Source organism: Kushneria marisflavi (assembly GCF_002157205.1).
Taxonomy (GTDB): domain Bacteria; phylum Pseudomonadota; class Gammaproteobacteria; order Pseudomonadales; family Halomonadaceae; genus Kushneria; species Kushneria marisflavi.
In genome coordinates, this window is record NZ_CP021358.1 from 475,701 (window position 1) to 501,254 (window position 25,554).

Consider the following 25,554-nt stretch of genomic DNA (forward strand, 5'->3'; position numbering starts at 1 on the left):
GACAAAAGCCTGTGGGCTTAAGCTTTACATGACACGGCGAATCCATGGACAGTGTCTATACTGTCCGGCGCACTTGTGACAGCACGCCGCCCCTTTTCATAACGTACAAGGTCATGAATGAGCTCGGAAAATACCACCCGCGCCTTCTGGGTTGACGCCCCCGGCCAGGGATCGATACGAACCCAGCCTCTGGCAGCGCCCGGACCGGAAGAGGTTCAGGTGCGCACCTGCTATAGCGCCATTAGCCGCGGCACCGAGACACTGGTCTTTCACGGCCGGGTCCCGGAGAGTGAATACGCGCGCATGCGCGCGCCTTTCCAGCAGGGAGACTTTCCGGCACCGGTCAAATACGGCTACTCGAATGTGGGTGTGGTTGAGCAAGGGCCCGAGACGCTCGTAGGGCGCCACGTGTTTTGCCTGCATCCTCATCAGGAGCGTTACGTTGTCCCGGCATTCATGGCCCTGGCGCTGCCCGAGACACTGCCGCCCGAGCGTGCCGTACTGGCCGCCAACATGGAAACCGCGCTTAACGGCCTCTGGGACGCCGCACCCCGCATCGGTGATCGTATTGCCGTCATTGGTGCCGGCGTTGTGGGCACGCTCATCGCCTGGCTTTGTCGCAACATTCCGGGCACCCGGGTCGAATTAATTGATATCGACAGTTCCCGTGAATCACTGGCCCGGGCTCTGGATATCGATTTTTCAACGCCTGCCAGCGCCCGCGGCGAATGCGATCTGGTCATTCATGCCAGCGGCAGCCCGGCCGGACTGCAACAGGCCCTGTCGCTTGCCGGGCAGGAAGCCTGCATTATCGAGATGAGCTGGTTTGGCGCACAAACGGTCAGCCTGCCGCTGGGCGAGGCGTTCCACTCGCGGCGACTGACGCTGCGAGCCAGTCAGGTCGGTACCGTGTCACCGGCCCGGGCAGCGCGACGCACCCATGGTGAGCGTATGATGCAGGCGCTATCGCTGCTGGAAGATGATCGACTCGACGCGCTCATTGATGCCGAAAGCGCCTTTGAAGACCTGCCCGAGACCATGGCGCGGATCACCACGCAGGCCGGCGCCCTGTGTCACCGCATTCGCTACCGTTTTTGATATCGCCCCCTTTCTGGAGTATTGCCATGTATAGCCTTACCGTTCGCGATCACGTCATGATCGCCCACAGCTTTAACGGCCAGATCTTTGGCCCGGCCCAGAAACTCCACGGCGCCACCTATATCGTGGATGTCACCTTCAAGCGACCGGATCTGGATCAGGATGATCTGATCGTGGACATCGGTCTGGCCAGTCAGACGCTATCGGACGTTTTAAGCGATATCAACATGCAAAACCTCGACGAGATCGAGGAGTTCAAGGGGCGCAATACCACCACCGAATTCATGGCCCGGGTCATCTTTGATCGCATGGCCGCCTCGATCGAGGCCGACCAACTTGGTGAGACCGGCAAGGGGCTGACGGCGTTGAGCGTGACCCTGCATGAATCCCACATCGCCTGGGCCAGCTACGAAGGGTCGCTATGACAGCCACATCTTCCGTTCGTCGTCTGCCCCTGATCGTTGCCGGTCGACCGGATCAGCTCACCGGCGGCTATATCTACGACAGACGCATTGTCGAGGCGTTGCGCGAGTCAGACATTGCCGTCGAGGTCATCGGTCTGGATGGGCGCTTCCCATGGCCGGATGATATTGCCCGCGAATCGCTTCAGCGCGCACTGGGCGGCTGTACCGATCGCAGCCTGGTAGTGGTCGATGGTCTGGCCGCCAGCGCCATGCCCGAAATATTGGCGGTGCACGCCCGCCGCCTGACGCTGGTGGCGCTCATTCATCATCCGCTGGGCGATGAAACCGGCCTGAGTGATCATCAGCGCGAGACACTGTTGGCACTGGAGTGTCAGGCGCTCCAGTCGGCTACCGGCATTATCGTCACCAGCACCTTTACCCGGCGGCGCCTGATCGAGCTGGGGGTCGAGGAAGCCCGCATCAGCGTCATCGAGCCCGGCATCACGCCGGTACCGGTAGCCGCGGCAGATAACAACACACCACGGCTGCTCTGTATCGCCACCCTGATTCCGCGCAAGGGCCAGCACCTGCTGCTTGAGGCCCTGGCCGATCTCAAGACACACGACTGGCACTGTGATTTGATCGGCGATAAGACTCGCGACGAACGCTATACCGAGCGGCTTCGTGAGCTGATCACCGAGCATCAGCTTGAACAGCGCGTCACGTTACACGGCGCCCTGCCCCCCGAAACGCTGGAAGCGCACTGGCAGCAAAGCGATCTGTTTGTCTTGCCCTCCTTCTACGAAGGTTACGGCATGGTCATTACCGAGGCGCTGGCCCATGGCCTGCCGGTCATCACGACCACCGGCGGTGCGCTGGCAGACACGCTACCCGCCAGTGCCGGCATTCATGTGCCGCCTGACGATGCCCCTGCCCTGCGCGATGCCCTGCGATCGCTCCTGTTTGACAATAACGGTACCCGCAGCGCGCAGTACCGGTCCCTGCGCCAGGGCGCCCTCGAGGCGCGCCAGACGCTTAATGACTGGCCGGGCGCTGCCGAGCAGTTTCTGGGCTGCCTGAATCGATTGCATGCCACCCCGGCCTCTTGAGCGGAGTCACTGCCGATGACCCAACCACCGCCTGATAACGGCATGGCTGCCCACAGCGATTTCAGTTCGTCATGGCTCGCTCTGCGTGAGCCAGCCGATCATCGTGCTCGTGATACTCAGTCGCTGAAAGAGACCTGTCGTCACTGGCTGGCGTCGCAACCGCTGCGGAAGACGTTAAGGCTTATGGATCTGGGCTGCGGCAGTGGCAACAACCTGCGCTATCTCGCGCCTCGGCTCCCGCCACATCAGCACTGGGTCATGATGGATCAGGACGCAACCCTGCTGGCCCATGCCAAAAATGATGGCCATCGATGCCATCAACATATTGACGAGCTGCAGTGTCTTCAGCGCGATCTCTCTGATCTGGAGCGGGCACTGACCAACGACATGCTGGCAGACACCACGATTGTCACCGCCTCTGCCCTGCTTGACCTGGTCTCCGAGCCCTGGCTTGAAACCCTGATCCATCGATGCGCGTCACATCAATGTGCCATCTGGCTGGCCATGAGCATCAACGGCGAAAACGCCTTGATCGATCATGATCAGCATGAGAGCGACAGCGGACTGGAAGCGATGGATCAGCAGGTCCAGCGGTTGATCTGCCTTCACCAGCAGCGTGACAAGGGATTCAACGGTGCGCTGGGCACCCAGGCGCCCGAGGTGGCCCGATCGCTTTTGGAGAAAGCCGGCTATCAGGTCACCATAGCGCAGGCGCCCTGGCAGCTGGACTGTCGCGACCCCGATCAGGCGCGCCTGGCGCAGGCGCTCGTGCAGGGCTGGCTGGAAGCCGCGCTGGAGCAGGCCCCTGACCAGCGTGAGGTCCTGATGGACTGGCACCAACACCGCCAACAGCATATTGCGCAGGGTCGTATCGAGATCACGGTCGGACATACTGATCTGTTCGCTGTCGCCGGCGCCCTCGAGGCACCATGACGGTACAACAGCCTCGGCAAGTGTCGCCCGGCAGGCAGGGTTTCCGACGTCTACTGACCTCTCCAGTACTGCGCTGGACGCTTACCCTGTGCATTCTGGGAAGTGTTGTCTGGCTGGTGGATGTTAATGCCCTGCGAACACGACTGAGCGATCTTTCGCTGGGATGGCTGAGCCTGGCGCTTTTGATCTCGGTGCCGCAGATCATGCTATCGGCCTGGCGATGGCGTCTGACGGCCTCACACATGGGAATGTCCCTGTCACTGCCCACCGCCATCAGTGAGTACTACCTCTCGACCTTTCTCAATCAGATTCTGCCGGGGGGCATGACAGGGGATCTGGGGCGCGCCTGGCGTCATGGTATTCGGGATGTATCCTATGGTGCCGCGCTGCGAGCGGTCATTATCGAACGCGCATCGGGGCAGGCAGCCCTGCTACTGGTCGCCGTCACCACACTGCTGGCCTTTACGCCGCTGCGTCATGGACTGGTCGAGCGATTCAGCCAGGCCAACCTGATGCTGGATACCCATACCGATGTGCCTTATGCCCTGTTTTACATCACGCTGGCGGTGTTGCTGCTGGCAGGGTTATGGGTCTGTCGTCACCCGCCAAAATGGCTGGGTGCGTTGCGGCGGGATCTACGACGCGGGCTTTGGAATCGACATCTATGGCTGCGCCAGCTGCTCGGCTCGCTGGCCATTGTCCTGAGCTACATGCTGGTGTTTGTCTGCTGTGCCAGAGCACTGGGAGAGCCGTTGTCGACGACCACGCTGCTGGCGCTGACACCGCCGGTGCTTATGGCGATGGCCATCCCATTGTCGGTAGCCGGGTGGGGAATCAGGGAGAGTGCGGCAGCGCTGATCTGGATGCTGGCCGGGTTTTCTGCCCAGCAGGGGGTGGCCATCTCGGTCACCTATGGCGCTGTGATACTGCTGTCGAGTCTGCCGGGTGCCGTAGTACTTCTCATGGGACGCCATACACGCCCTCGACAAATCCCGGGTTAGTTTCAGGGCAGCATGCTGACGATGCCGGTGTCCTGATCCTTGTTGTCACCGGTCTGGTTGTCGGCAACACTGGCGTCGACTTCATCTCCCGGGAGTTCGCCTGGAACAACGCCGTTGGCCGCATCCCTTTTGAGGTTCCACTGCCGCTCCTGACTTGCCTGGTCCATTGTCAACCAGATGCCGGAGGACACCAGCAACACACAAAACAGCAGCGATACCAACCCTTTTACGCTCATTCTCAGGCTCCGTTCAATAGCAGGGGACGCTGGTATTTTCCCAGAGATTTTGAGATTGAAGCCTTTAAAAAGAACGGTTAATTAATGTCTATTTGTGAAACAGTTGTAAATTCCAGATCAAAAAGAACGTCTTCTCCCAGCGTAAAGTGACGCGCAGACGGCCGTATTGCCTGGCTCAGGCACTCAATGACCGGCAGCGTCAACGTAGGCCTGCCCGAGCCGATGATCATCGGCGTGATCATACTGTGCAGACGGTCAAGACACCCCTTCTGTAAAAACCTCGACACGGTCATGCCACCGCCTTCTACCAGCACGCGCGTCAATGCCTGTTGATTCAGAAGCTCGATCACCGCGCGCGGCTCGACACCATTCTCTCCTGATTCAAGCCCCATCACGCTGACATCATGCCCATGCTGCTCATGACTGGCACGCCAGCGCGCCACATGCTCGTGCCCGACCAGATGCAGGGTTCTGGCGCTATCGTCTTCAAAGACAAAACGACGCTCGGGAACCCGCCCCCGCGGGTCCAGCACCACCCGTACCGGATGCTCGCCGGCAACGTGACGAACGGTGAGGCGTGGGTCATCCATGGCCACGGTGCCCGCCCCGACCACCACGGCATCGACCACGGCCCGCAGCGCATGCAGATGCACCAGCCCTTCATGCCCCGTCACGTAGTATGACGCCCCGCACTCCGTGGCAATACGCCCATCAAGGCTCTGCCCCAGCTGCGCCATGACCAGTCCTCCGGCTCGGGCCGCCAGCGGCAGCATGATGTCGAGCAACTGCGAGGCATCAGCGTCCACAGCGGCGCTACAGTGCCACGTGCCACTCGCCGTTATTGACATCGAATCGTGCTGATAAAAGTGGCCACCCTGCCAATCAAAACGACGGGCGCGCAATACATGTTCCCAGGCCTGTGCTCTGGAAAGCGTCGCTGCTGGCATAGGTATTCTGTCACCCCGGTGCATTGCTGATCAGATTCATGGCAATGGCAGCCCCTGGCCGCCCCTGCCTCTTGAAGGCAATACCATTGATGCATGGCATGCACTCATAAGCACAACATTGTACAAGTTTTAAGGAAATAATATCGCGTCCTGAAAACCGTCATGAAAATGACGGCCTCATGACCCGAAAGCCTCGAATACGGGACTTTAACGAACAGTGTGCAAGAATTCTGCATTTTACGATTGTGAAAATTCATGAGCTTTGACTGGCAGAACGCACTGCCTTGTACCGATAATGTACAAGAATTTAAACCCTTGTATGGCCGCTCAAGCCACCACATGGCAACGTGCCGCCATCAGTACATGCCGATCATCGATAGAGGAGATGTTGTCATGTCTGCAAGTGACTATCTGCGAGTTCATAACACTCGCCTGGCCGATATGAACGCCCTGCCCCGAGAACTGCTTTGCCGCTATCTGGCAACCTGTCCGGTTGTGGTACGCGACCGGCTCCTGAGCCGTCTTTGCCAGCACTAAAGATCTTCGGTTGCTGCTTTTCCATATTCACGCTTCAAGACGCTCCCCCACTCCGGAGGCCCGCCACGTCTGGCGCAATGCGGCACTTTCGATCGCACCAGCAAAGGCTGTCATGATCAAACAGTGCGATTTAGCGCGGGTAATGCCGGTATACACCAGCTCTCTGGTCATGATCGGATTCGGACGATCCGGCAGTACCAACAGGACGCGGTCAAACTCCGATCCCTGCGATTTGTGCACCGTCATGGCAAACGCCGTATCCACGCCTCCCAGCCTGCCAGGCAATACGGCGCGCACGCCCTGTCCCGACGCATGCGGGAAGAATACTCGCAGCTTTTTTGTGACCTGACTTGAGAGGGACTCATCTTCGGGCATGAACATCGCAATGCCAATATCACCATTGTACAACCCGAGCTGAGGGTCATTGCGGGTCACCATTACCGGTCGACCGGCATACCAGCCGCGCGTACCGTCCACCAGCTTCTCCCGAAAAAGCGCTTCAACAATGGCGTCATTGAGTCCTTCGACGCCCCATGGACCACGACGAAGGGCACAAAGCACCTGAAAACGAGAGAAAAGGTGTAACACCTCTTCCGGGCCGGACCCTTTTGCCATGGCTCTGAGCGCCTCCCGGTAGCCGCTGACGGCGCGGCGGATCAGTGTTCCGCCATGTTCCCTGACCAGCTGAAAATCGATGTCCTCATAGCCGGCCTTCCAGCACCGTCGGATCTCTTCCGGACGGCCGCCATTAACGGCGCGCGCCAGTGCCCCGATGCCCGAGTGCTCATGAAAGCGGTAGCTTTTTTTGAGCACGACCACATGATCGGCCAGCACGCTGGGTGATGTGACGGATACCGGCAGGGCCTGGCCCGCCGCTCGCTCCATCAGCCGGCGCGCTGAATCGCTGCATTGTCCCTGCTCGGCGCCATCACAAAGATCCCCAAGTACGGCACCAGCCTCGACCGAGGCCAGCTGATCACGATCTCCCAGCAGGATCAGCCGCGCGTGCGCAGGCAACGCCGCCAGCAGTGACGACATCAGCTCCAGATCCACCATCGAGGCCTCATCAACGACCAGCACATCAAGCGCCAGCGGATGATCACTATCGTGTCGGAAGTGACGACTGTCACGCTGCACCCCCAGCAGGCGATGCAGGGTGGTGGCTTCTCTGGGCAGGGAAGCTCGTACCGCATCAGAAACGTCCAGCGCCGCGACCGCACCTGCCAGTGACTGTGACAGGCGCGCCGCCGCCTTGCCGGTCGGCGCGGCCAGATGTACGATCAATGGCCGTCCCTGCTCGCTCAACGCACTCTCCTGCAGCAGCGCCAGAAGCCGTGTCACCGTGGTCGTCTTGCCGGTGCCGGGTCCCCCGGAAATCACGGTCAGGCGATTGCGCAGGGCCATGGCGCAAGCCACCTTCTGCCAGTCAGGCGCCGAGGGCTCATTAGCACCTTCGAAGAGAACGTCCAGACGCGCCATCATCTCGTCACTGACGGTGCCGGCGCCGGCCATCAATCGCTGAAGCCGCGCCACAACACTGCCCTCATGCTGCCAGAAACGGCGCAGATAAAGCCTTCGACCTTCCAGTACCAGCGGCCGAGCACTCTCATCACTCACGCCCTGACCCAGCACGCTGGACGCCTGCAGGCGTGCGCACCATGACGCCACATGCAAAATGCCCATATCGGCCAGCAGCGTAGCGGGTGTCACGATCTCTGCGGCCTCACCTGATGCCTGCTCGTCATGGGGCGGCAGGGAGAGCACCGCATCGGGCTCGCGCAGCGCATGCTCGAGATCCAGGCAGATATGCCCACGACCGAGCTGATGGCTGACCAGTGCGGCACTCAGCATGACCAGCGGATCACCCTGTGGTTCACGACTGAGCACAAATCGGGCCAGATGGGCATCCAGTGGACGCAGCCACCCTACCTCAACCCAGCGCTCAAGCTGCCCGAGAATAAAGGGCGCATCGATCGCGCTTTTTGAAGGCGACCGGAGTGGCACGTGCGGAACCTCTGATGAGTCAGTCTTATCCCGCTTGGTCGGGGCCCTGGTCACGGCTGATGGCTCAGGTATGTCCGATGGCTCATCAAAAAGTGAGAATTGCCCGCTATCAGGGCCCTGGCGTCGGCGCGTCATGACAGTGCTCCTGAATCGACGGCTTGTGTTTCAGAATGCGTGCGCTCGCCCTGAGCCAGCAGGTGATCAAGCTGCTCGATCAGTTCACGGGCCGGCTTTCGATACAACACGCCTCGACCACCTTCCGCCGTCATGCCGCGCAAGAAGAGATAGAGCACCCCACCAAGGTGGCGATCATAGTCGTAATCCGGCAACCGGCTCCTGAGATGGCGATGCAGCGCGAGGGTGTAGATGACGTACTGCACGTCATAGCGATGCGATACTACCGAAGCCACCATGGCGGCCTGATCATAGGCCTCAAGCGTGTCCCCCAGATGGTTGGACTTCCAGTCGAGCACGTAAAAGCATCCATCGTGTTCGATCACCAGATCGATATAGCCCTTGAGCATTCCGGCCAGCGTTCTGGGGGCGAGTTCCGCGCGGATGCCCGGCAGCGGTTCGTGTTGGCAAATCAGCGCATCCAGCCGCCGGCTACTGATGCCGCGGGCCGGCAGCCAGAACTCAAGCTCGGTGCGCCAGCCATCGAGCCGTTCAAGCGACAACCCTGGCAGGGACGGATGCAGCGGCGCTGTCAGCACTGCACAGCACCAGTCGTGCAGGACCTCTATCCAGTGCGGGTCCAGGTTGCCACGCTGCACGCGCTGACGAATCAGTCGATGAAGCGCTTCCCAATAGCTCGATCCCGGGGTGGCAAGCTCGCCCAGACGGTCGGGTTCAATGTTTTCCAGCAGCGCGTGCAGAAAGGTGCCCGCCCGCGGACCACGTGGAAAATCGAGCAGACGCCGTACCGGTGGCAAGGGAATGGGGCTGGTTTCCGTCAGCACTTCCAGATCAAGCATGGGTATCTGATCCTCCAGCATCGCTTCACGCGCCTGACCGGTCAGATCGCCCGGCTGGCGAGCGCCCTCCACCAGAGCGGTATAGGACGCCACCCACCAGTCCCGATCAATGCGCCCTTCAAATCGACGTGCCCGACCTGCCTGCGATGACGCCTGCGGCGCCAGGGCTGACTTCCCCGTCAGCGTTGGTGGTGCGATCAGAGCGATACTGCCCGGGCTTTCCAGTGAGCCCAGCACTGCCTTCAGGCTGTCCGTGTCCAGTGACGCATGGTGACCGTGCTGACACAGCAGCGCGCCGAGCGCGGCTCCGGCCAGCGTCGTGGCACCACTCGGGGTGTCCTTGCGCGCGGCCCCCTTGTAAATCGGCCCGATCCCTAGGCGGCACAGATAGCGCGCCCGCGTCAGCGCCACATACAAAAGCCGCAGATCCTCCTGCCGACGCGCGCGATCAGCCCTGGCGCGCTGCTCATCGTTGACCTGCATGACCAGCGAGGCACCATGGGTGTCATCGCTTAACATCAACGTTTTACTTTTGCTGTCCACTTCACGGTAATCGGCAATGAAGGGCAGATAAACGAGCGGATATTCAAGTCCCTTGGACTTGTGGATGGTGATAACCCGCACCAGGGTATCGTCACTTTCAAGCCGCAGAATCAGGGACTGCGGGTCCATGCCACTATCAAAGCGGCCGGCCAGCGACTGATGCCACCAGCGCAGCAGTGCCTGCTCCCCATCGAGCTGCGCACTGGCCGTTTGTGCCAGCTCGCCCAGATGCAGCACATCGGTTAGCGCCCGCTCACCGTCGGACTGCGCCAGAAGCCGTGCCGGCACGTCGAAATCGCGCATGATCACACGCAGCATCGGCAGCACGCCCTGACGCTGCCAGAGGCGATGGTAGCCATCAAAGCGCTCTACCATCGCCTCCCAGGCCAGCTCGTCGGCCTCCAGTCGCGCCACCTCCGACAACGAATCGCTCATGAGTCGTGTGGCCAGCGCCGCGCGCAGGGAACGGTCATCACGCGGGTGAGCACAGGCCTCCAGCAGCTGCAGTAAATGAAACGCTTCGCGAGACTCGAACACCGACGTTTTCTGGCTCAGATAAACCGAGCGAACGCCGCCCTCCAGAAGCTTTTGACGTACCCGCATGGCCTCACTGCCGGTACGCACCAGAATGGCGATATCGGCAGGCTTGAGCGGCCTGAAGGTCCCATCATGGCTGCGAAAACCGGTCTCGCCACGTCGAGCCCCCCACAGCAGCCGGGTAATGTCGGCACAGGTGGCCGTCGCCATGGTCTCGAGATAGTCATCGCGCTTGACCGACGTCTGGTCGTCCATGTGCCAGAAGGTCAGGGCATCGACCGGCTGGCCGGCCTCGATAAAGACTTCATTGCGTCCCTGGGCCGTGACCGGCTCATAGGGAATCTCTTCGAGCTGGAAAGGTGCCTCGGTTGCAAAGAGCTGATTGACGGCGCTGACCATGGCCTGCGTCGAGCGAAAGTTGCGATCCAGCGTATAGCGTTGATTCACATGGCGACGCGCCTGCAGATAGGTCTCGATATCGGCGCCGCGAAATCCGTAAATGGCCTGGCGTGGGTCGCCGATCATCAAAAGCGCAGCCGGCACCTCGGAGGCGTCCATCATCGATGAATCTGCCCCGAACGACTCATCTTCCCCCAGCGCCAGTTCCGTCGTCTGCTGCGGCCGTGCATAGATGGTGGAAAAGATGCGGTACTGGACCGGGTCGGTATCCTGAAACTCATCGATCATCGCCACCGGCAGGTTGCGTCGAATGCGCTCGGCCAGTCGCGGGCCGGCCGGTCCCGCCAGCGCATCATCAAGGCTATTGAGCAGATCATCAAAATCCCACATGCCGCGCCGGCGCTTTTCCTGACTCAGCGACTGCGCCAGCGCATCCCGAGCATGGGCCAGTACCTGTGCGCGCACAGTAGCCTGCTGGTCGCGCTGGTCTTCTACCAGCCGCTCAAACTGCGAGAGCGCCTCGAAAAAGGCATGCGCTGGTGGGGCGTGATTTTTTTTGACGCCATCCTCCAGGCGCTCGCGCGAACACCACAGCCGCCCTTTCGAATCCCGAAGCGTCTCGTCCGGCGTCTCCTGCTCGCCCGTCATCCATTGCCGCAAGGTCTCAAGACGCGCCGCCAGATCCAACGGTTTGAACATGTTGGCCTTGAGCGCCCCACCCTCGATGGCCTCTCGCAGCAGCGCCGTAATATCATCACTTTCGGCCTGCCACAGCGCACGTAGTCGCGTCAGTTGGGCATCGCGCTGGGCCAGCCCCTGATCCAGCCGATCCAGCGCGCCCTCCAGGGTTGCGGGGGCATGAATCAGCGTCTCCCCCAGCATCAGCGCCCGGGGGCGCCCACCATGGAGTAACAGGCTGATCTCCTGACGCAGCTGATCGGGGGTCTCCCACCATTGCGCCAGCAACCGCTGACGCGCCGTGGACTGTCGATAAAACTGACGGCGCCAGTAATCTTCCACCAGAGACTTGAACAGAGCACTGCTGTCCGGCACCAGCTCACTGGCAAACAGCGCTCCGCTGTCAAAGGCGTGGCGCTTGAGCATGCGCTGGCAAAAGCCATGGATGGTGAAGATGGCCGCGTCATCCATCACGCGCGCTGCCGCATCGAGCCGCGAGGCGGCCCGTTCGCGATCCAACGGGGCAATGTCTGCCAGCAGGCGGTCCAGCACGACGTCGCTGTCGGCACGGCCCAAAAGCACCTCGCGGGCCTGACGCAGTCGTGCGCGAATACGATCGCGCAGCTCTTCGGTGGCGGCCTCGGTAAAGGTGACCACCAGAATTTCCGGCGGCATCAGAGGACGCGGATAAGCGGCGTCACCACCATGGCCCAGCACCAGCCGCACATAGAGCGCGGCCAGGGTAAAGGTCTTGCCGGTGCCGGCGCCGGCCTCGATCAGGCGGCGACCGTTGAGCGGCAGCGTCGGGATATCAAGCGATGTGGTCATGACCGCATTACACCATCGCCGCGCCCCGGGTGCCATGGTCGCAAGCCATGCGTTAAACCCTGTGCTGATGACCGGCAGTCACACGCAGGTGCGCAGGACTGTGCGGCCGATACTCGACGGATCGACTTTCGAGGGTCATGCTGGAGGTGAAACAGGTCCGATAACAACAGGAGCGCGACGTGGTCAAACATATCGATGTTCGAGGCACCCATTTCGAAATCGGTGAGGCACATGGGCGACAGGCGGCCTCGGAGATCGCCGTAAGCCTTGCCACCTATCGTCGAATGTTCCAGGACATGGCCGGACTGGACTGGGATACGGCGCGCTATGAAGCCGAGCGCTTCAAGGCGGCCATTGAACACGTCTGCCCCGAACTGCTGGAAGAAATGGCCGGCATTGCCCAGGGCGCTGACATCGACCCGCTGGATGTGCTGGTGCTCAATGCGCGCAGCGAAATCGCCCTCACTCATGCCGGCGGCCCCATCCAGCCCGACGGCTGCTCGGCACTGTCCCAGCGCGACTCGACAAGCGGTGCCCAGTGGCTGGCCCAGAACTGGGACTGGAAGGCCTCGCAGCGTGATGCCCTGATCTGCATGACCCTGCGCGCACCGGATAAACCGGCCATCACGATGGTCACCGAGGCCGGCATCATCGGCAAGATCGGCTTTAACGAGCACGGTGTGGGCGTATGTCTCAATGCCCTGCGCTCACAGATCTGCAAGCCGAAGCTGCCGATCCATATCATGCTGCGACGAGTACTCGAAAGTGATGGGGTCGAGCATGCACTGGACATGATCGACGAGGTTGGCGTGGCCTCCCCGGCGCACTTTCTCATTGCCGATGGTAGCGGCCAGGCGGCAGGCGTCGAAGTCTCTCCCATGGGCGACAGCGCCATGACCCCGCGCCACGGCAGGCTCTGCCATACCAATCATTTAATCGCCAGACATCTGCCGCCGGGGCTTGAAGACTTCCCACGCGAGGACTCCTTCACCCGGCTCGAGCGCCTGCGGGCACTGGTTGCTGACAGCGAACCCTCATTTGAGTCGCTACGCGCCCATTTAAGCGATGAACAGGGCGCGCCGGATGCAATCAATCGACGTGAAAATCCGGACACCCCCGAAGGCGAGCGCATGGAAACCCTTTTCACGATCGTCATGAACCTGTCTGAAAAGCGTGCCGAGCTGAGCCTGGGCAAGCCTGCCGATCATCCCGAGATCATCACATTGAGCCTGTGAAGTGCCCGACCTGCTGCGCCAGCCCATGGCGCAGCAGATCAGCACAGCGGTGTCGAGGTGTCCGCCTGCACACAGTTATCGTGAGCCCTGAAGACACCAGGAAGCCCGGAGAACGCTAACGCGACGCGTTGGAGGGCGACTTCAGGCGTGGTTCAGGCTTGATATTGAATCCTGCAGGCTCTGGTCGCATATACTGACTGGATGGGAAACATCCCGACACCCACGGAGGGATCATCATGAAACGCGCGATTGGAGCATTCATTGCCAACTGGCTGCGCAAGCCGGAAAACCGCCGCAAGGCCAAACAGACCGCCCAGCAGGTCTGGAACCGCTTCCAGCAGGGCAGGAACACCACAACCAAAAATGGCCGCACTCCACCGCGACAGCAGCGCTGATGCGCGCGCACTGATTTTCAGACATTAACCGCCGCCCCTCCTCGCTTTTGAACGCGTGATGGATGACCTTCCATCACGCGTTGTCATGTTGCCTTGAGACTCGGTGAGCTTTTAACCCATGAAGGGCTGAATGCTCACGAACGGTTTTACGCTGATGCCCGGGTTCACAACGGCTCTTCTAATTTGTTACTCCCTCGGGAAGCCCCCTGCATGAAGGCCACGATAGCTCGTGCCGTTTGATCCGCCTGGTCGATCACAAAACCGTGCCCGGCCTCGGGTATCAGCTGCATGTGCCCGGCAGGAGAAAGATGTCCTGCGACCACCTGACGAGCCGATGCCGGAATCAAAAAATCCTGCTCACCGTAAAGATGCAGTTGCGGCATGGTCAGCCGCGGCAGTGTTTGACGCAGGTCCATCGCCCCCAGCAGCGCCAGCGCCGTGACCGACTGACGCGCACCGGCACGAGGCAGGGTCTTCAACAGGCGTTTGCCCAGGTGCCAGGCATCGTGTCGACCCTGATCAAACCAGCCAGGCCAGGACTCCGGTGACGGCAGATTCCCTCCCGCATGAATGGGCGGTGTCACTCGCGCACCGGCCCCCATCGTGATCACCCCTGGAGTACGCCCGCCGCGCCGCTCGGCCAGAGCCGCCGCCAGCATACCGCCCATGGACCAGCCCCCCAGCCAGACATCGTCAGGCAGCTGTGCGTCCAGTGCCTCGAGCCATACGTCAAGACGCCGGCTTTTCAGGCGAGGGTAGGCAACACACTGTACGGAAATGGCATCATCATGGCGCTCGATGTCACGGGCCAGCGGCATCAGTGGGCGCGGCCCCAGCACCCAACCGGGCAGGAGTATCAGCGTGGTTTTCTGTGTCGCTCTCATGACCGGTTCTTTCAAGAAATGTGAGCGTATTGTCAGGCGAATGGCGCGGGTTGTCATCGTCAATTCTGACAGGGCGTCAGGCATGCCCTACTGATCGCGCATGACCTCACTATATTGTGGCGCCAGTCGCCCCAGCAGCGCATTACGAGCTCCCATATCGATATCCTGGGCCATCAGCGCCCTTTGCAGGTTATCGACCAGCGCATTGAAGCTGGCATCGGTCAGGCCCATGTGCTGATGCGCCCGTGCCATGGAAGGCCCCTCATAGGTGCAGGGGCCATCGCTGATGTCACAGATATACTGCTCAAGCGAGCCGGCCAGATAATCGATATTGGTGTGAGCGAAATAGCCCACGATGCGCGGATCATCGGCCACATTGATTAAAAGGTCCGTGACGAGTTGATGAACGCCGGCCTGACCGCCCAGCCGCTCATAGAGTGACGGCGGTCTTTCAGGCTGCCCGGCGCAGCCTGAAAGACCGATGATCAATGCCGCGATGGATGCGACACCACACCATGTACGCATGCTGACTCTCCGCAATGATTACAGCGACAGCTGAAGGGATAGATAGCCGCCCCGCTGCCGCTCAAGGCCTGCAATGTCGCCCAGATCCAGCAATGCTCCGGTCAGCGACAGATGTTTGCTGATCAACCACGCGACATAGACATCGCGCCAGTCATCCTCTCCGGCAAATCCCAGGTTATCAGGCTTCTGACGGTACTCGGCGCCCACGATCCAGTCTGGCGTCAAGAAAAGCCCAACCGAGGTTTCAATCATCAGTTCGCGATGATTACCGCGATCGCCCCCAAATCCCAGCAGGCCGCCCTGATTGGCTTTTGTCGAGCGCAGCGTGGTGTTGACCAGCAGGTTGCGCCCGGCAAACGCATCGAAAAAGAGCTTGCTGCCGGCCAGATAAATATCGTTGCCCTGTGTGTCCCGGGCACCGACGGCACGAGCCAGGGCCTGTCCCTCGATCAGCGCCTTGTGCTGAACACCCAGACTCCAGACACCCCAGGGACGATAGAGCACGTCACCGAAAAGTCGCAGCTTGGCCCCGTAGATTTCCTGAACCTGGTTACCGCCCAGGGTATCCAGTGCCAGTCGCTGATGGGCATAGGACAGCTCGATGCGATCATAAAGATTGGCAGCGACACCGCTGACCACGAGATGGTAGTCATCCACATCTGCGCGCGTGGCGCCAAGTGTCACCGCCACCTCGCCCTCGCTGACCGTGCCGGTCAGCATGCCCCATGGAGAAAGGCCACCCCCGCTGGCACCCTCGATCTGCATTACCCCGCCCGTGCCCGCCAGGCGACTGCCTGCCAGGGCCTGCCCATCTATCAGCAGCCACCCGGTCAATACCAGTAGCGTTTGATATCCCTTCATCCCTGCGCCCTCCGGGCCGTGGGATCGCCCTCGCGGTACTGACCGATCCAGTCAATGACCTGATCCGCAGGCAGAGGGCGAGAAATCAGATAGCCCTGCAGCACATCACAACCCATGGTTACCAACAGCCGTTTTGACGCCTCGGTTTCGACGCCCTCTGCCACGACGCTCAGCCCAAGACTGTGCGCCAGCTCGATGGTGGAGCGCACGATAATGCGATCCTCCGAATCATGATCGAGCTTCATGACAAAGGACTTGTCGATCTTGAGCTCCTGCACCGGAAGACGTTTGAGCTGAGAAAGCGATGAGTAGCCGGTGCCATAGTCATCGACGGCGATATGCAGACCGGCATTGCGCAGTGCGATCAGGTTGCCCTGCGCCAGCGCCGGGTCCCGGATCAGCGCGCTCTCGGTGACCTCGAGTCGCAGCCGTTCGGGACCAAGCTGATAGTCCTGCAGCAATAGATGGATGCGCTCGGGCAGTGTGACGTCCATGACATCATGTGCCGAAAGATTGACCGCCACACTGACGACCTCACCCTGCTGTGCCCAAAGATCGATCTGGCGACAGACAGTGCGCAGCATCCAGTGGGTCAGTAGCGCCATTCGCCCCGACTGCTCAGCCAGTGCGATGAACTCATCCGGCGGAACGAAGCCGAAGTCAGGATGGTGCCAGCGCATCAGGGCTTCAAACCCCATGACAGCGCCGCTGCCTGCCATAATCTTGGGCTGATAGACCATGGTGAGCTGATCCTGCTCGACGGCAGCCCCAAGATCGCGAGCCAGCGCCAGTCGACGCTGATGCTGTTCGTCCTGCCCCTTCTCATAGCGCACATGCCGACTGTGCTCATGCCGGGCACGATCCATGGCGATTTCGGCGCAGCGCAGCAATAATCCGGCGCGCTCGCCATGTTCCGGATAGCTGACCTCACCGGCAACGGTGGTCAGCGCAATCGGTGAGCGCTCATGTTCAAAGGGCCGAGCCAGATGCTCGTGAAGGGTCATGATGTACTGACTCGTGATGCCTTCTTCCGGCAACAGCAACAGGAACTCGTCACCGCCCAGGCGATAGGTTTGCTGATGCGGTAGGTCCAGTCCTTCCAGACGCCTTGCCAGCATGCGCAGCACCTCATCACCCACGGTATAGCCAAAGGTATCGTTGATCTGGCGAAAGCCCACAATGGAAAGGCGCACCAGCGTAAAGGGCATATTGCGCTCAATGGCCCGGGCGATATCCTGCTGGGCGCTGTCGCGATTGGACAGCCCGGTCAGTCGGTCATGACGCGCATGGTGGAGTAGACATTGTTCACGCTGATCGATGTCGGCTTGCATGCCCATCAGGGTATCGGCCAGCAGCCCAATCTCGCGGTGGCGGCCATGATCCAGCGCGGCAAGACGCTCGCCACGTCCGATGCGGCGCGCCGAGGCCACCAGCTGCAGTAGAGGTCGGGTCATGCTGCGAGCAATCAGTGCCGCCACAGTAGCGGTCAGTATCAGCATGACGGCGAAGATCCACAGCAATTGCCAGCTCAAGGCATCGTATACGGCCAGCAGATTGCCTCGGCCATGCTGAATGATGACCCAGGTTCTGCCAGAACCGTCACTTTGAAGCAGCGTGGCTCGCGCCAGCGTATCGGTCATCTCCTCCATGTCGCTGTGATCGATGAAGCGACCCTGCATCAGGGCATTTCGAAAGGTATCAAGAACCGACGCGGGCGCCGACTGAAGCGCCCCCACCACAAAAGCCGGTGGCGTCTTTTCATGGCCTGTTTCATCCACCATGAAGCTGACCGACAGGCGCGTCAGGTCACCAATTTCGCGCGCCAGTTGATCATCGAGCATGAACCCCATACCCACCCAGCCGATCAGCCCTGGCGCACGAACCGGCATCAGGACCATCTGATAGGGCACGCCATCCTGCAGCACCACACCCACGGCACTGTCATGATTGCTGGCTTCCTTCCATAGCGACTCAAAAGGCATTCTGGTGCCAATCTCCTGATGGCTGCTGGCCAGAATTCGACCATCGGGGTCGGTCAGCAGCACCATATCGGCACCGGCTCGCTCCCCATGGTTGAGCAACACACTGTTCAGGGTATTGGTATCCTGGGTGGCCACGGCGGCCCGGAAGCCAAAATCGGAGGCCAGCACGGCCACATTATCGCGCAGATGACGGCCTCGCTCGGCCAAAAGCTGCCGGGTGACATCAAGGGCCACATCAATTTCGCGACTGCCCTTGTTGAGGACATCACGACGAATGGTGTCGAGCGTCGCCAGGGCCGTACCCAGCTGAGCCACTACCAGCACGGCCAGCATGACCAGCAGAAGACGCCGCCGAAAGGACATTACGGATACTCCCGGTGCTCGAGCCCGCGCTGAAAGCGCTGCTGCAAAAGAGAGGGTTCGGATGAAGGCGTCGGCGTTGCTGCCAATGTCAGCGCCACATGATTATCAATGCGGGTATCAACCTCGCCCTGCCACCACTGCTGGTGCGTATCGTCAAGACGCGGATGCCATATCCGCATCGAGTAACGCCCGGGTGGCAGCGCGTTCAGCTCGATGCGGCCACTCTTGTCCGTCATGGTAAAAAATGGCGCCTCGCTGATGACAATGAAGGCCTGCATCGAATCGTGAATATTGCACCCCAGCACCTCAACACCGGGGCGCTCAAACGACACCGGCGGCGGCGTTTCACGAAGATAGAGGTCGAGACTGAACACTTTGGGCGGTGAGAAGGAAAAGACCTGATGACGGGTCGTATCCTGATTGGGAAAGGTGACGCTGGCCCCGACCGGAATCACGGTGACCAGCGGGTCAAATTGCGCGCCGCGCTGAACGATTTGATAGCCGTCCTCTTTCCCGGTAGCCGTTTCACGATCGGGAAGCATGATTTCAACCACGGCCTGAGCAAGCGGCATATCGCTGCCTGCCTGCGTGATCAAAAGTGACCCATCCGCCCTTGCCGACAACGACAGCAGCAAGAGCAGCACCGTCACACACCCCTTCAGGGAAGGCATCATCCCGGTTTTCCCCGCTTGTATCAGCCCTGACATTTACGCGATGTCATGACATCGCCCGGCCAGGCTCTCGCTTATCAATGACCCATCGAATACCCACTACCATCGGCACCAGAGCAGGAAACTTTACGACTGACAAACCTTCATCAGGGCGACTGCTCGATATCATAAACGAGCCTTATTTAGCACAAGTTAATTGTGCTGATAGTTCCCATGATGCTCGAGTAAATGCCAAAGCGGTCGATATACCCGCCGTGAACACTCGGAACTATTTCAACCTACTCCGTCACGTCAGAATCTGCGCCGGGTGCGCGATCGACTCGCAACGGAAGCGATCGGATCAACCATTCGAGGAAAGCATCAAATGATGAACCCTAAAAAGAGCGTCCGACTCCGGCTCTCGGGCAGCCTGGCCATCTGCATCATGTTGCTGTTGGTGGTGGGGGCACTGGGCATCTATAGCGCACACAAATCGCAGCAGGCGCTGGAAGCCACCTACAAATACAACGTGACGGCCATCGAAAAGCTGGGCGCCATACGCGCGACCCTACTGAGCAACCGCGTCAAGATGGTCGCCGAGCAGCGTGACCACAACACCGCAACGGCCCTGACCACAAAATCAGAAATGGCTCAGAATGACGCCATTACCAACGCGGCCATGTCCACCTATCTTGGCGTTATCACAAATGCCGAGGAGCGCCAGCAGGCCACACAGCTGCAGCAGTCCATCACCACGCTGCAGTCCAATCTGCAGCGCATGATGGACATCATGGCGACCGGCGACTTCGTTGCCGCAGAGGCCTTTAATGACGCCGCCATCCGGCAGGATTACAAGGTCGTCATTCCGGGTATTGAAGATCTGCTCGAACGTGAAGTTGCCGACGCCGGCCTTCACTATCAGCAAAGCGGCACGGCCTATCAGGCCTTCAGGAACATCATGTTTGGCGTGATTGCACTGGCCATTGCGCTGTCACTGGCCCTGTCGATCTGGCTGGTACGCGGCATCATGACGCCGCTCGGCAAGGCACATCATTTCGCCAATGAGCTGGCGCAGGGCAATCTGGCCGTCGAGACCAACATTACCTGCCGGGATGAGTTTGGCGACATGCTAAGGGCGCTGACCGCCATGCAGCACAAGATGGCCGGCGTGATTCGCTCGGTAAGCCACAATGCCGTAGCGGTCAATGATGCCGCACAAAGTATTTCCCATGGCAACGAGAATCTGAATCAACGTACTCAGGAACAGGCCACAAGCCTTGAGGAAACGGCCGCTTCAATGGAGGAGATTACGACCACGGTACGCCACAACGCCGATAACGCTGCTCAGGCCGACCGTCTGGTACGTGAAGTCAGCCAGCAGGCCCGAACCGGCGGTGACGTGGTACAAAACGCTGTCTCCGCCATGGGCGAGATCAGCGCTTCGAGCCAGAAGATCTCCACCATCGTCTCCCTGATCGATGAGATCGCCTTCCAGACCAACCTGCTGGCGCTCAATGCCTCAGTCGAAGCCGCCCGTGCCGGCGAACAGGGCCGCGGATTTGCGGTAGTGGCCAACGAAGTGCGCAACCTCGCCGGACGCAGCGCCAACGCGGCCCGCGAAATCAAGCAGCTGGTAGAGGAAAGCGTCAAACGTGTGGATACCGGCGCTGACCTGGTCAATCGCTCGGGCCAGACATTGACCGAGATTGTCTCAAGCGTAAAACGCGTCACCGATCTGGTCAGCGAGATCGCCGTGGCCAGCCGCGAACAGGCGACCGGCATCGACCAGGTCAATGTGGCCGTCTCCCAGATGGACGCCGTGACCCAGCAAAACGCCGCACTGGTTGAAGAATCAAGCATGGCCAGCCGTGCCCTGCGCGACCGCGCCGCCGAACTTCAGCAGGAGATATCATTTTTCAGGGTCGAGGCCGGCGCCACTGCCAGTGCCTCGGCTGCAAGCACCAGATCCGTCAGTGCGACAGCGCCCTCGCCCGTACGACCGGCCATCAAGGCGCCGTCAGCACCGCCGCGTACCGAGCTCAAGCGACCGACCGTGCAACGCCACGAAGTCGAAGAGTGGGCCGAATTCTGATGCTTGTGCGCTCAAAAAACCCCGCCATTCGGCGGGGTTTTTAGTGTCATCCTGATCCTGCCACTTCAGCACCACATGCGCCTACGGGTCAGCGCATCTCCATGGCAACGGCCTTTTCAACCAGTGCTCTGGCACGACCTTCCAGCACAATTTCTCCAGCCAGACGATGCCCTTCGGCAGACATCTTGCGCAGGGTCTTGCGCAGGATTCCCAGAACCTTGTCATCGTCGTGTTCGGCGGCAAAGGGGGCATAATAGTCCTGCAAAAAGACCAGACACGCCGCATCCTCAAGCGCACACGTCTCCTCATCATTTTTCAGATCTTCCTTGCGTATCAGCGCGGCCACCCGGGCGCAATCCGCCTCGTCATAGCCTGCCTGACGCAACACCTCGGCCGCCATGTCAGCCTGACGCGTCTTGAGACCGGTACGCCAGGCGTGATAGCCGGGCCGGTCCATCGGATAGCTGTCGCGCGGCACTTCCCAGCGCTTCAGGTGCTGGGCACGCACCGCCAGCTGCAGCGTCTCGCTGGCGTCACCCCTGAGCCGCTCCAGCCATTCACTCATGCGCTGAGCGTATAAAAGCTCATAGGGCACTTGTTCGCCATCGACCGTCTCCATCCGTGGGTCTTCGGCGTGCAGCGCATCCAGCTGCGCCATCGCTGCATCAAACCGGTGATTGTCTGCCATGTGCCGCTCTCCTCTTTATTAATTGTCGATTGATCGAACCGTCCGCGTGGGCGCGTTCAGGCGCTCGGACCGGGGCCCTTGCTGATGATCTCGTCGGAGACCTGTGCACTCAGCGGGTCTTCCCGTTCGGCCAGGCGCCCTTTCTGCCAGTCGCCTCGCATGAAAAGAATCAGCGCGATCAATGCCGTGACCATATTGGTGACCGGAAAGGCCCACCAGATGCCATCCACGCCCATGACGGTATCGCGCGACAGAATAAAGGCCAGCGGGAACTGCAATACCCACTGCGATACCAGCGCCAGCAGCATTGCCACCACGGTATGTCCTGCCGCCCGAAAGACACCGGTCAGCGCCATCTGGGCACCGATAAATCCGAACGTCAGCGATGTGATGTGCAGAAAATGGCTGCCTGCCTCGATAATGGCCTCATCTCCCGGCACGAAAAAGGCCACCAGTTGGCGGGCGAACGTAAAGACCACAAGACCGATGACGCTCAGGGACACCAGCGCGATCAGGGCAGACAGGCGTGCAATCCGCCCGGCGCGCTCGATCTGTCCGGCACCGATGTTCTGTCCTACCAGCGCTGCCGTGGACATGGAAAGCCCCAGCGCCGGAATGATCACAAAGGCCATGATATTGGTGCCCACACCATAGGCGGCGATGGTAACGGTGCCAAAGCCCGTCACCAGAAAAACCATCACGTTCATGCCCAGCGCCCGGGCAGAAAGCTCGACCGACGCCGGCAGCCCCAGCGACAGCGCACGGCGAATGAAGACCGGATCAGGGCGCAGATCATGGCCCTTGAGCACGATGCCATGCCGCCCGCGCACCAGCAGCCATAACCCGGTTCCCAGCGCCAGCGCCTGGGTAACAAGAGTCGCCAGCGCCGCACCGCCCACGCCAAGGTTGAAACCGAAGATGAACAGTGGGTCCAGCACCACATTCAAAAGTACCGTGCCGGTCACGATATACAGCGGCAGACGCACCTCGCCGACCCCACGCATCAGCGCCTGGAACATGGAAAATCCGAAGGTAAAGACCATCGCCGCCATCGAAATGCGCAAAAAGACCAGCGCCGCGTCGTACACGGCCTCTTCGACTCCCAAAAGCCCCAGCAGTCCCGGCGCCAGCAAGATGCCGATCAGGGAGAGACTCAGGGAGGTCACGACCACCAGTAAAATGGTCTGTCCCGCCACCTGATTGACTCGATGATGGTTACCGGCCCCCATGTGCTGCGCCACCAGGGTGGAGCCGGCCATGCTGAACCCCGAGCCCAGCGCAATCAGCAAAAAGGTCACCGGAAAACTGACCGAGACGGCGGCCACGGCGTGCCCGCCCAGCCGGCCGACCCAAAAGGCATCGATGAGCTGATAGCCCGACTGCAGGATGTTGGCCAGTACGATCGGGATGGACAGTTTTAACAGGGAGCCCAGAACCGGGCCTTCCAGCAATGACGCCTGATAGCGTGAGGCACTGTGCGTGCCGGTTGGTCGTGCCAAGGGAGATGCCTTTTGCAGGAGAACATGCGACAACGATAGCGGGACACCTCCGCGAGTGCAGCTCTCGCATTCAAAAGCGCATAAAAAAACGCCTGACCCGGACATCAGTCAGACGTTGATAGGCGGTTCAAGGGCTGTCTCAGTAGCCCCAGAACTCCTCGGCGAGGTTAACGATCAGATCCAGCTTCTGCCACTGCTGCTCCTCGGTGAGATTGTTGCCTTCGTGCGTCGAGGCGAACCCGCACTGCGGACTCAGACAGATCTGATCCATCGGCACATATTCACTCGCCTCCTTCAGGCGAGCCTGAATCTGTTCGGCGGATTCAAGCTCGCCGGTCTTGGTCGTGACCAGACCCAGTACGACCTGCTGAGTGCCACGAGGCAAAAAGCGCAGCGGTCGAAAGTCACCGGCCCGGTCAGTGTCGTACTCCAGGAAGAAGGCATCGACATTGACGCTGCCCAGCAGCGTTTTGGCGACCGGCTCATAGCCGCCTTCGCTGATCCAGGTTGAACGGAAGTTGCCACGACAGACGTGAAGGCTGATGTGCATGTCGGCTGGCCGGCCTTCAAGCGCCCGATTGAGGACGTCGGCATAGACGTGCTGCAGGGCCTCGGGCGATTCCATACCGCGTTCGCGTGCCGCTTCGATTTCACTGTCGGAGCACAGATAGGCCCAGACCGTGTCATCAAGCTGCAGATAGCGACAGCCCGCCTCGTAAAAGGCAGCGATGGCCTCACGCCAGGTGTCGGCCAGATCATTGAAGTAGCTTCCCCATTCGGGATAGACACTGCGATCGACCTGACCGGCGCCACGAAAATGGAGCACGCTGGGGCTCGGGATCGTCATCTTGGCAATCGAGCTGGTGGTCTGCTCGTTGAGATAGCGAAAGTGCTCAAGCATCGGATGCTGCGGATTGAACCGGACACGATCCACCACGCGCACGCCATGGGAGGGGGTCTGGCGACCCTGAAACTGAATGCCCTGCTCGGACTCGAACCCTTCAACGCCGGTGAGATGTTCAAGAAAATCAAAGTGCCACCAGGCGCGACGCAGCTCACCATCGGTGACGGCCTTCAGCCCCAGAGACTCCTGTTGCTTGACCAGACGTGTAATTTCCTTGTCTTCAACAGCCTTGAGCGCGCTTTGATCGATGGTGCCGGCGGCATGCTGTTCACGGGCATGCTTGAGAGTGTCGCTGCGCAGCAGGCTGCCCACCGTGTCAGCACGATAGGGAGGCATGGGTAAAGACATGATCATTCCTTAATCAACAAATGCTGCAGAACAGCCTTTTCGTCACGCAATATGCCGTGGCGTCGTCATGAACACCAGCGAGGGTTGTTCACCCATGACATGAATGATATTCAACCATGGTCGGACAGCATCAGTATGGTCTTGAACATACGATAGCCGCGTCCTCACGGCCTGACCATGGGCCATAGCAGCGACAGGGCCACCCCCCACATGACCATCGCCATGCTGCCATCCAGTATTTGCCAGGCACGAGGGCGGGACAGCACGGCCCGAAGGCGGCCTGCTCCATGTCCCAATCCAAAAAAGAAGATAAAGGAAGCCGTGATGGCACCGGCCAGAAAGGCCCCCTTTGACGGCTGCTGGGCCGATACGGCCCCCGCCAGCACCACCGTATCGAGATAGACATGAGGGTTGAGCCAGGTCAGTGCCAGACACACGGCAAGCGTCCGGGGCCACAGGGCCCTTTGCTGCTCAACCGGCACCAGCGCCTGACCACCGCACACCGCCCCGGCCATGCCCCTGGCACCATACATCAGTAAAAAAAGTGCGCCCGCCAGGCGCAGGACGGCGTCAAGAGCTGGAAATTGCTCGATCAGGGTAGCAGCACCATAGACGCCAAACGCCAGCAGTAGCGCATCGCTGAGCGCGCAGCACAGACACACCATCAAAAGATGCTCGCCACGCAGGCCCTGTCGCAGAACGAAGGCGTTCTGAGCCCCGATCGCCATGATCAATGAAAGGCCCAGCCCCAGCCCGGTCCAGAATGATGCCATGTTGCGTCCCCTCTACGGTGTTCCAGACCGTGAGGGTACGCGTATGGCCAAAGGCTGCCATGAAAGCTCCTGATACCCCATTCGACACTTTCATGGCGCCGGTTCGTCAGGACAGAACCGACAGGGG

General features: G+C 60.4%; 22 protein-coding genes. 9 read left to right on the forward strand and 13 right to left on the reverse strand.

Annotated elements, in window-relative coordinates:
• Nucleotides 1–117: 117 nt before the first annotated feature.
• From B9H00_RS02255 to B9H00_RS02275, 5 genes are read left to right on the forward strand one after another with little or no spacing between them, the layout of a single operon-like run.
• A complete protein-coding gene (locus B9H00_RS02255) occupies nt 118–1,098 on the forward strand; it encodes a zinc-dependent alcohol dehydrogenase (protein ID WP_086899291.1) in 981 nt (326 codons plus the stop codon).
• 26 nt (nt 1,099–1,124) lie between these two features.
• A complete protein-coding gene (locus B9H00_RS02260; protein ID WP_086899292.1) occupies nt 1,125–1,523 on the forward strand; it encodes a 6-pyruvoyl trahydropterin synthase family protein in 399 nt (132 codons plus the stop codon).
• Nucleotides 1,520–2,611, forward strand: coding sequence for a glycosyltransferase family 4 protein (locus tag B9H00_RS02265; RefSeq protein ID WP_086899293.1), 1,092 nt, complete (start codon nt 1,520–1,522; stop codon nt 2,609–2,611). Before B9H00_RS02260 ends, B9H00_RS02265 begins: the two co-directional genes overlap by 4 nt.
• 15 nt (nt 2,612–2,626) lie before the next feature.
• Nucleotides 2,627–3,544, forward strand: coding sequence for a class I SAM-dependent methyltransferase (locus B9H00_RS02270; protein WP_086899294.1), 918 nt, complete (start codon nt 2,627–2,629; stop codon nt 3,542–3,544).
• Complete coding sequence (locus B9H00_RS02275; RefSeq protein WP_086899295.1) at nt 3,541–4,545, forward strand: lysylphosphatidylglycerol synthase transmembrane domain-containing protein; 1,005 nt, start codon at nt 3,541–3,543, stop codon at nt 4,543–4,545. Before B9H00_RS02270 ends, B9H00_RS02275 begins: the two co-directional genes overlap by 4 nt.
• Before the next feature lie 2 nt (nt 4,546–4,547).
• On the opposite strand, the gene B9H00_RS02280 is transcribed toward B9H00_RS02275, so the two are convergent.
• Both B9H00_RS02280 and B9H00_RS02285 read right to left on the reverse strand, forming a co-directional pair.
• On the reverse strand, nt 4,548–4,781 hold the full coding sequence (locus B9H00_RS02280; RefSeq protein WP_086899296.1) for a hypothetical protein: 234 nt from the start codon (nt 4,779–4,781) through the stop codon (nt 4,548–4,550).
• A gap of 77 nt (nt 4,782–4,858) precedes the next feature.
• Nucleotides 4,859–5,728, reverse strand: a complete 870-nt coding sequence (locus B9H00_RS02285; RefSeq protein WP_086899297.1) for a RibD family protein — start codon at nt 5,726–5,728, stop codon at nt 4,859–4,861.
• 393 nt (nt 5,729–6,121) lie between these two features.
• On the opposite strand from B9H00_RS02285, the gene B9H00_RS16710 reads away from it, so the two are divergent.
• Nucleotides 6,122–6,265: a hypothetical protein gene (locus B9H00_RS16710; protein WP_157663164.1), complete on the forward strand. Its 144-nt coding sequence runs from the start codon at nt 6,122–6,124 to the stop codon at nt 6,263–6,265.
• Nucleotides 6,266–6,292: 27 nt separating this feature from the next.
• On the opposite strand, the gene recD is transcribed toward B9H00_RS16710, so the two are convergent.
• Nucleotides 6,293–8,269, reverse strand: a complete 1,977-nt coding sequence (gene recD / locus B9H00_RS02290; protein WP_211329550.1) for an exodeoxyribonuclease V subunit alpha — start codon at nt 8,267–8,269, stop codon at nt 6,293–6,295.
• A 131-nt stretch (nt 8,270–8,400) separates the two neighbouring features.
• Complete coding sequence (gene recB / locus B9H00_RS02295) at nt 8,401–12,228, reverse strand: exodeoxyribonuclease V subunit beta (RefSeq protein WP_157663165.1); 3,828 nt, start codon at nt 12,226–12,228, stop codon at nt 8,401–8,403.
• 179 nt (nt 12,229–12,407) lie between these two features.
• On the opposite strand from recB, the gene B9H00_RS02300 reads away from it, so the two are divergent.
• Together B9H00_RS02300 and B9H00_RS16860 are read left to right on the forward strand one after the other, a co-directional pair.
• Nucleotides 12,408–13,463 carry a C45 family autoproteolytic acyltransferase/hydolase gene (locus B9H00_RS02300; protein WP_236944338.1) on the forward strand — a complete coding sequence of 352 codons (1,056 nt, stop codon included), beginning with the start codon at nt 12,408–12,410 and terminating at the stop codon, nt 13,461–13,463.
• Nucleotides 13,464–13,699: 236 nt separating this feature from the next.
• Complete coding sequence (locus tag B9H00_RS16860) at nt 13,700–13,858, forward strand: hypothetical protein (RefSeq protein ID WP_169713412.1); 159 nt, start codon at nt 13,700–13,702, stop codon at nt 13,856–13,858.
• Between the two features lie 164 nt (nt 13,859–14,022).
• On the opposite strand, the gene B9H00_RS02305 is transcribed toward B9H00_RS16860, so the two are convergent.
• The 5 genes from B9H00_RS02305 to B9H00_RS02325 form a co-directional block, all read right to left on the reverse strand.
• On the reverse strand, nt 14,023–14,742 hold the full coding sequence (locus B9H00_RS02305; RefSeq protein WP_157663166.1) for an alpha/beta fold hydrolase: 720 nt from the start codon (nt 14,740–14,742) through the stop codon (nt 14,023–14,025).
• A gap of 87 nt (nt 14,743–14,829) precedes the next feature.
• Complete coding sequence (locus B9H00_RS02310) at nt 14,830–15,267, reverse strand: group I truncated hemoglobin (protein WP_086899301.1); 438 nt, start codon at nt 15,265–15,267, stop codon at nt 14,830–14,832.
• 18 nt (nt 15,268–15,285) lie between these two features.
• Entirely contained in the window at nt 15,286–16,128 is an 843-nt protein-coding gene (locus B9H00_RS02315) for a DUF3034 family protein (RefSeq protein ID WP_086899302.1), read from the reverse strand.
• The gene (locus tag B9H00_RS02320; RefSeq protein WP_086899303.1) at nt 16,125–18,473 is read right to left on the reverse strand and encodes a putative bifunctional diguanylate cyclase/phosphodiesterase; all 2,349 of its coding nucleotides are present in this window, start codon (nt 18,471–18,473) and stop codon (nt 16,125–16,127) included. Before B9H00_RS02320 ends, B9H00_RS02315 begins: the two co-directional genes overlap by 4 nt.
• Nucleotides 18,473–19,147 (reverse strand): cupredoxin domain-containing protein, encoded by a 675-nt coding sequence (locus B9H00_RS02325; RefSeq protein WP_086901655.1) that lies wholly within the window; start codon nt 19,145–19,147, stop codon nt 18,473–18,475. Before B9H00_RS02325 ends, B9H00_RS02320 begins: the two co-directional genes overlap by 1 nt.
• 361 nt (nt 19,148–19,508) lie before the next feature.
• On the opposite strand from B9H00_RS02325, the gene B9H00_RS02330 reads away from it, so the two are divergent.
• Nucleotides 19,509–21,215, forward strand: a complete 1,707-nt coding sequence (locus tag B9H00_RS02330) for a methyl-accepting chemotaxis protein (RefSeq protein WP_086899304.1) — start codon at nt 19,509–19,511, stop codon at nt 21,213–21,215.
• Nucleotides 21,216–21,303: 88 nt separating this feature from the next.
• Here the strand turns inward: B9H00_RS02330 and B9H00_RS02335 are convergent, their stop codons facing one another.
• The 4 genes from B9H00_RS02335 to B9H00_RS02350 form a co-directional block, all read right to left on the reverse strand.
• Entirely contained in the window at nt 21,304–21,903 is a 600-nt protein-coding gene (locus B9H00_RS02335; RefSeq protein WP_086899305.1) for a DUF4202 domain-containing protein, read from the reverse strand.
• 56 nt (nt 21,904–21,959) lie between these two features.
• Nucleotides 21,960–23,402: an MATE family efflux transporter gene (locus B9H00_RS02340; RefSeq protein ID WP_211329551.1), complete on the reverse strand. Its 1,443-nt coding sequence runs from the start codon at nt 23,400–23,402 to the stop codon at nt 21,960–21,962.
• Nucleotides 23,403–23,541: 139 nt separating this feature from the next.
• Nucleotides 23,542–24,654, reverse strand: coding sequence for a 5-methyltetrahydropteroyltriglutamate--homocysteine S-methyltransferase (locus tag B9H00_RS02345; protein ID WP_086899307.1), 1,113 nt, complete (start codon nt 24,652–24,654; stop codon nt 23,542–23,544).
• Between the two features lie 164 nt (nt 24,655–24,818).
• A complete protein-coding gene (locus tag B9H00_RS02350) occupies nt 24,819–25,427 on the reverse strand; it encodes a LysE/ArgO family amino acid transporter (RefSeq protein ID WP_086899308.1) in 609 nt (202 codons plus the stop codon).
• Between the last annotated feature and the right edge of the window lie 127 nt (nt 25,428–25,554).

Excerpts from the sequence above, each read along its gene's own strand:
- B9H00_RS02255 (WP_086899291.1), top strand. The coding sequence starts at position 118 with ATGAGCTCGGAAAATACCACCCGCGCCTTCTGGGTTGACGCCCCCGGC.
- B9H00_RS02260 (WP_086899292.1), top strand. The coding sequence starts at position 1,125 with ATGTATAGCCTTACCGTTCGCGATCACGTCATGATCGCCCACAGCTTT.
- B9H00_RS02265 (WP_086899293.1), top strand. The coding sequence starts at position 1,520 with ATGACAGCCACATCTTCCGTTCGTCGTCTGCCCCTGATCGTTGCCGGT.
- B9H00_RS02270 (WP_086899294.1), top strand. The coding sequence starts at position 2,627 with ATGACCCAACCACCGCCTGATAACGGCATGGCTGCCCACAGCGATTTC.
- B9H00_RS02275 (WP_086899295.1), top strand. The coding sequence starts at position 3,541 with ATGACGGTACAACAGCCTCGGCAAGTGTCGCCCGGCAGGCAGGGTTTC.
- B9H00_RS02280 (WP_086899296.1), bottom strand. The coding sequence starts at position 4,781 with ATGAGCGTAAAAGGGTTGGTATCGCTGCTGTTTTGTGTGTTGCTGGTG.
- B9H00_RS02285 (WP_086899297.1), bottom strand. The coding sequence starts at position 5,728 with ATGCCAGCAGCGACGCTTTCCAGAGCACAGGCCTGGGAACATGTATTG.
- B9H00_RS16710 (WP_157663164.1), top strand. The coding sequence starts at position 6,122 with ATGTCTGCAAGTGACTATCTGCGAGTTCATAACACTCGCCTGGCCGAT.
- recB (WP_157663165.1), bottom strand. The coding sequence starts at position 12,228 with ATGACCACATCGCTTGATATCCCGACGCTGCCGCTCAACGGTCGCCGC.
- B9H00_RS16860 (WP_169713412.1), top strand. The coding sequence starts at position 13,700 with ATGAAACGCGCGATTGGAGCATTCATTGCCAACTGGCTGCGCAAGCCG.
- B9H00_RS02305 (WP_157663166.1), bottom strand. The coding sequence starts at position 14,742 with ATGAGAGCGACACAGAAAACCACGCTGATACTCCTGCCCGGTTGGGTG.
- B9H00_RS02310 (WP_086899301.1), bottom strand. The coding sequence starts at position 15,267 with ATGCGTACATGGTGTGGTGTCGCATCCATCGCGGCATTGATCATCGGT.
- B9H00_RS02315 (WP_086899302.1), bottom strand. The coding sequence starts at position 16,128 with ATGAAGGGATATCAAACGCTACTGGTATTGACCGGGTGGCTGCTGATA.
- B9H00_RS02320 (WP_086899303.1), bottom strand. The coding sequence starts at position 18,473 with ATGTCCTTTCGGCGGCGTCTTCTGCTGGTCATGCTGGCCGTGCTGGTA.
- B9H00_RS02325 (WP_086901655.1), bottom strand. The coding sequence starts at position 19,147 with ATGATGCCTTCCCTGAAGGGGTGTGTGACGGTGCTGCTCTTGCTGCTG.
- B9H00_RS02330 (WP_086899304.1), top strand. The coding sequence starts at position 19,509 with ATGATGAACCCTAAAAAGAGCGTCCGACTCCGGCTCTCGGGCAGCCTG.
- B9H00_RS02335 (WP_086899305.1), bottom strand. The coding sequence starts at position 21,903 with ATGGCAGACAATCACCGGTTTGATGCAGCGATGGCGCAGCTGGATGCG.
- B9H00_RS02345 (WP_086899307.1), bottom strand. The coding sequence starts at position 24,654 with ATGTCTTTACCCATGCCTCCCTATCGTGCTGACACGGTGGGCAGCCTG.
- B9H00_RS02350 (WP_086899308.1), bottom strand. The coding sequence starts at position 25,427 with ATGGCATCATTCTGGACCGGGCTGGGGCTGGGCCTTTCATTGATCATG.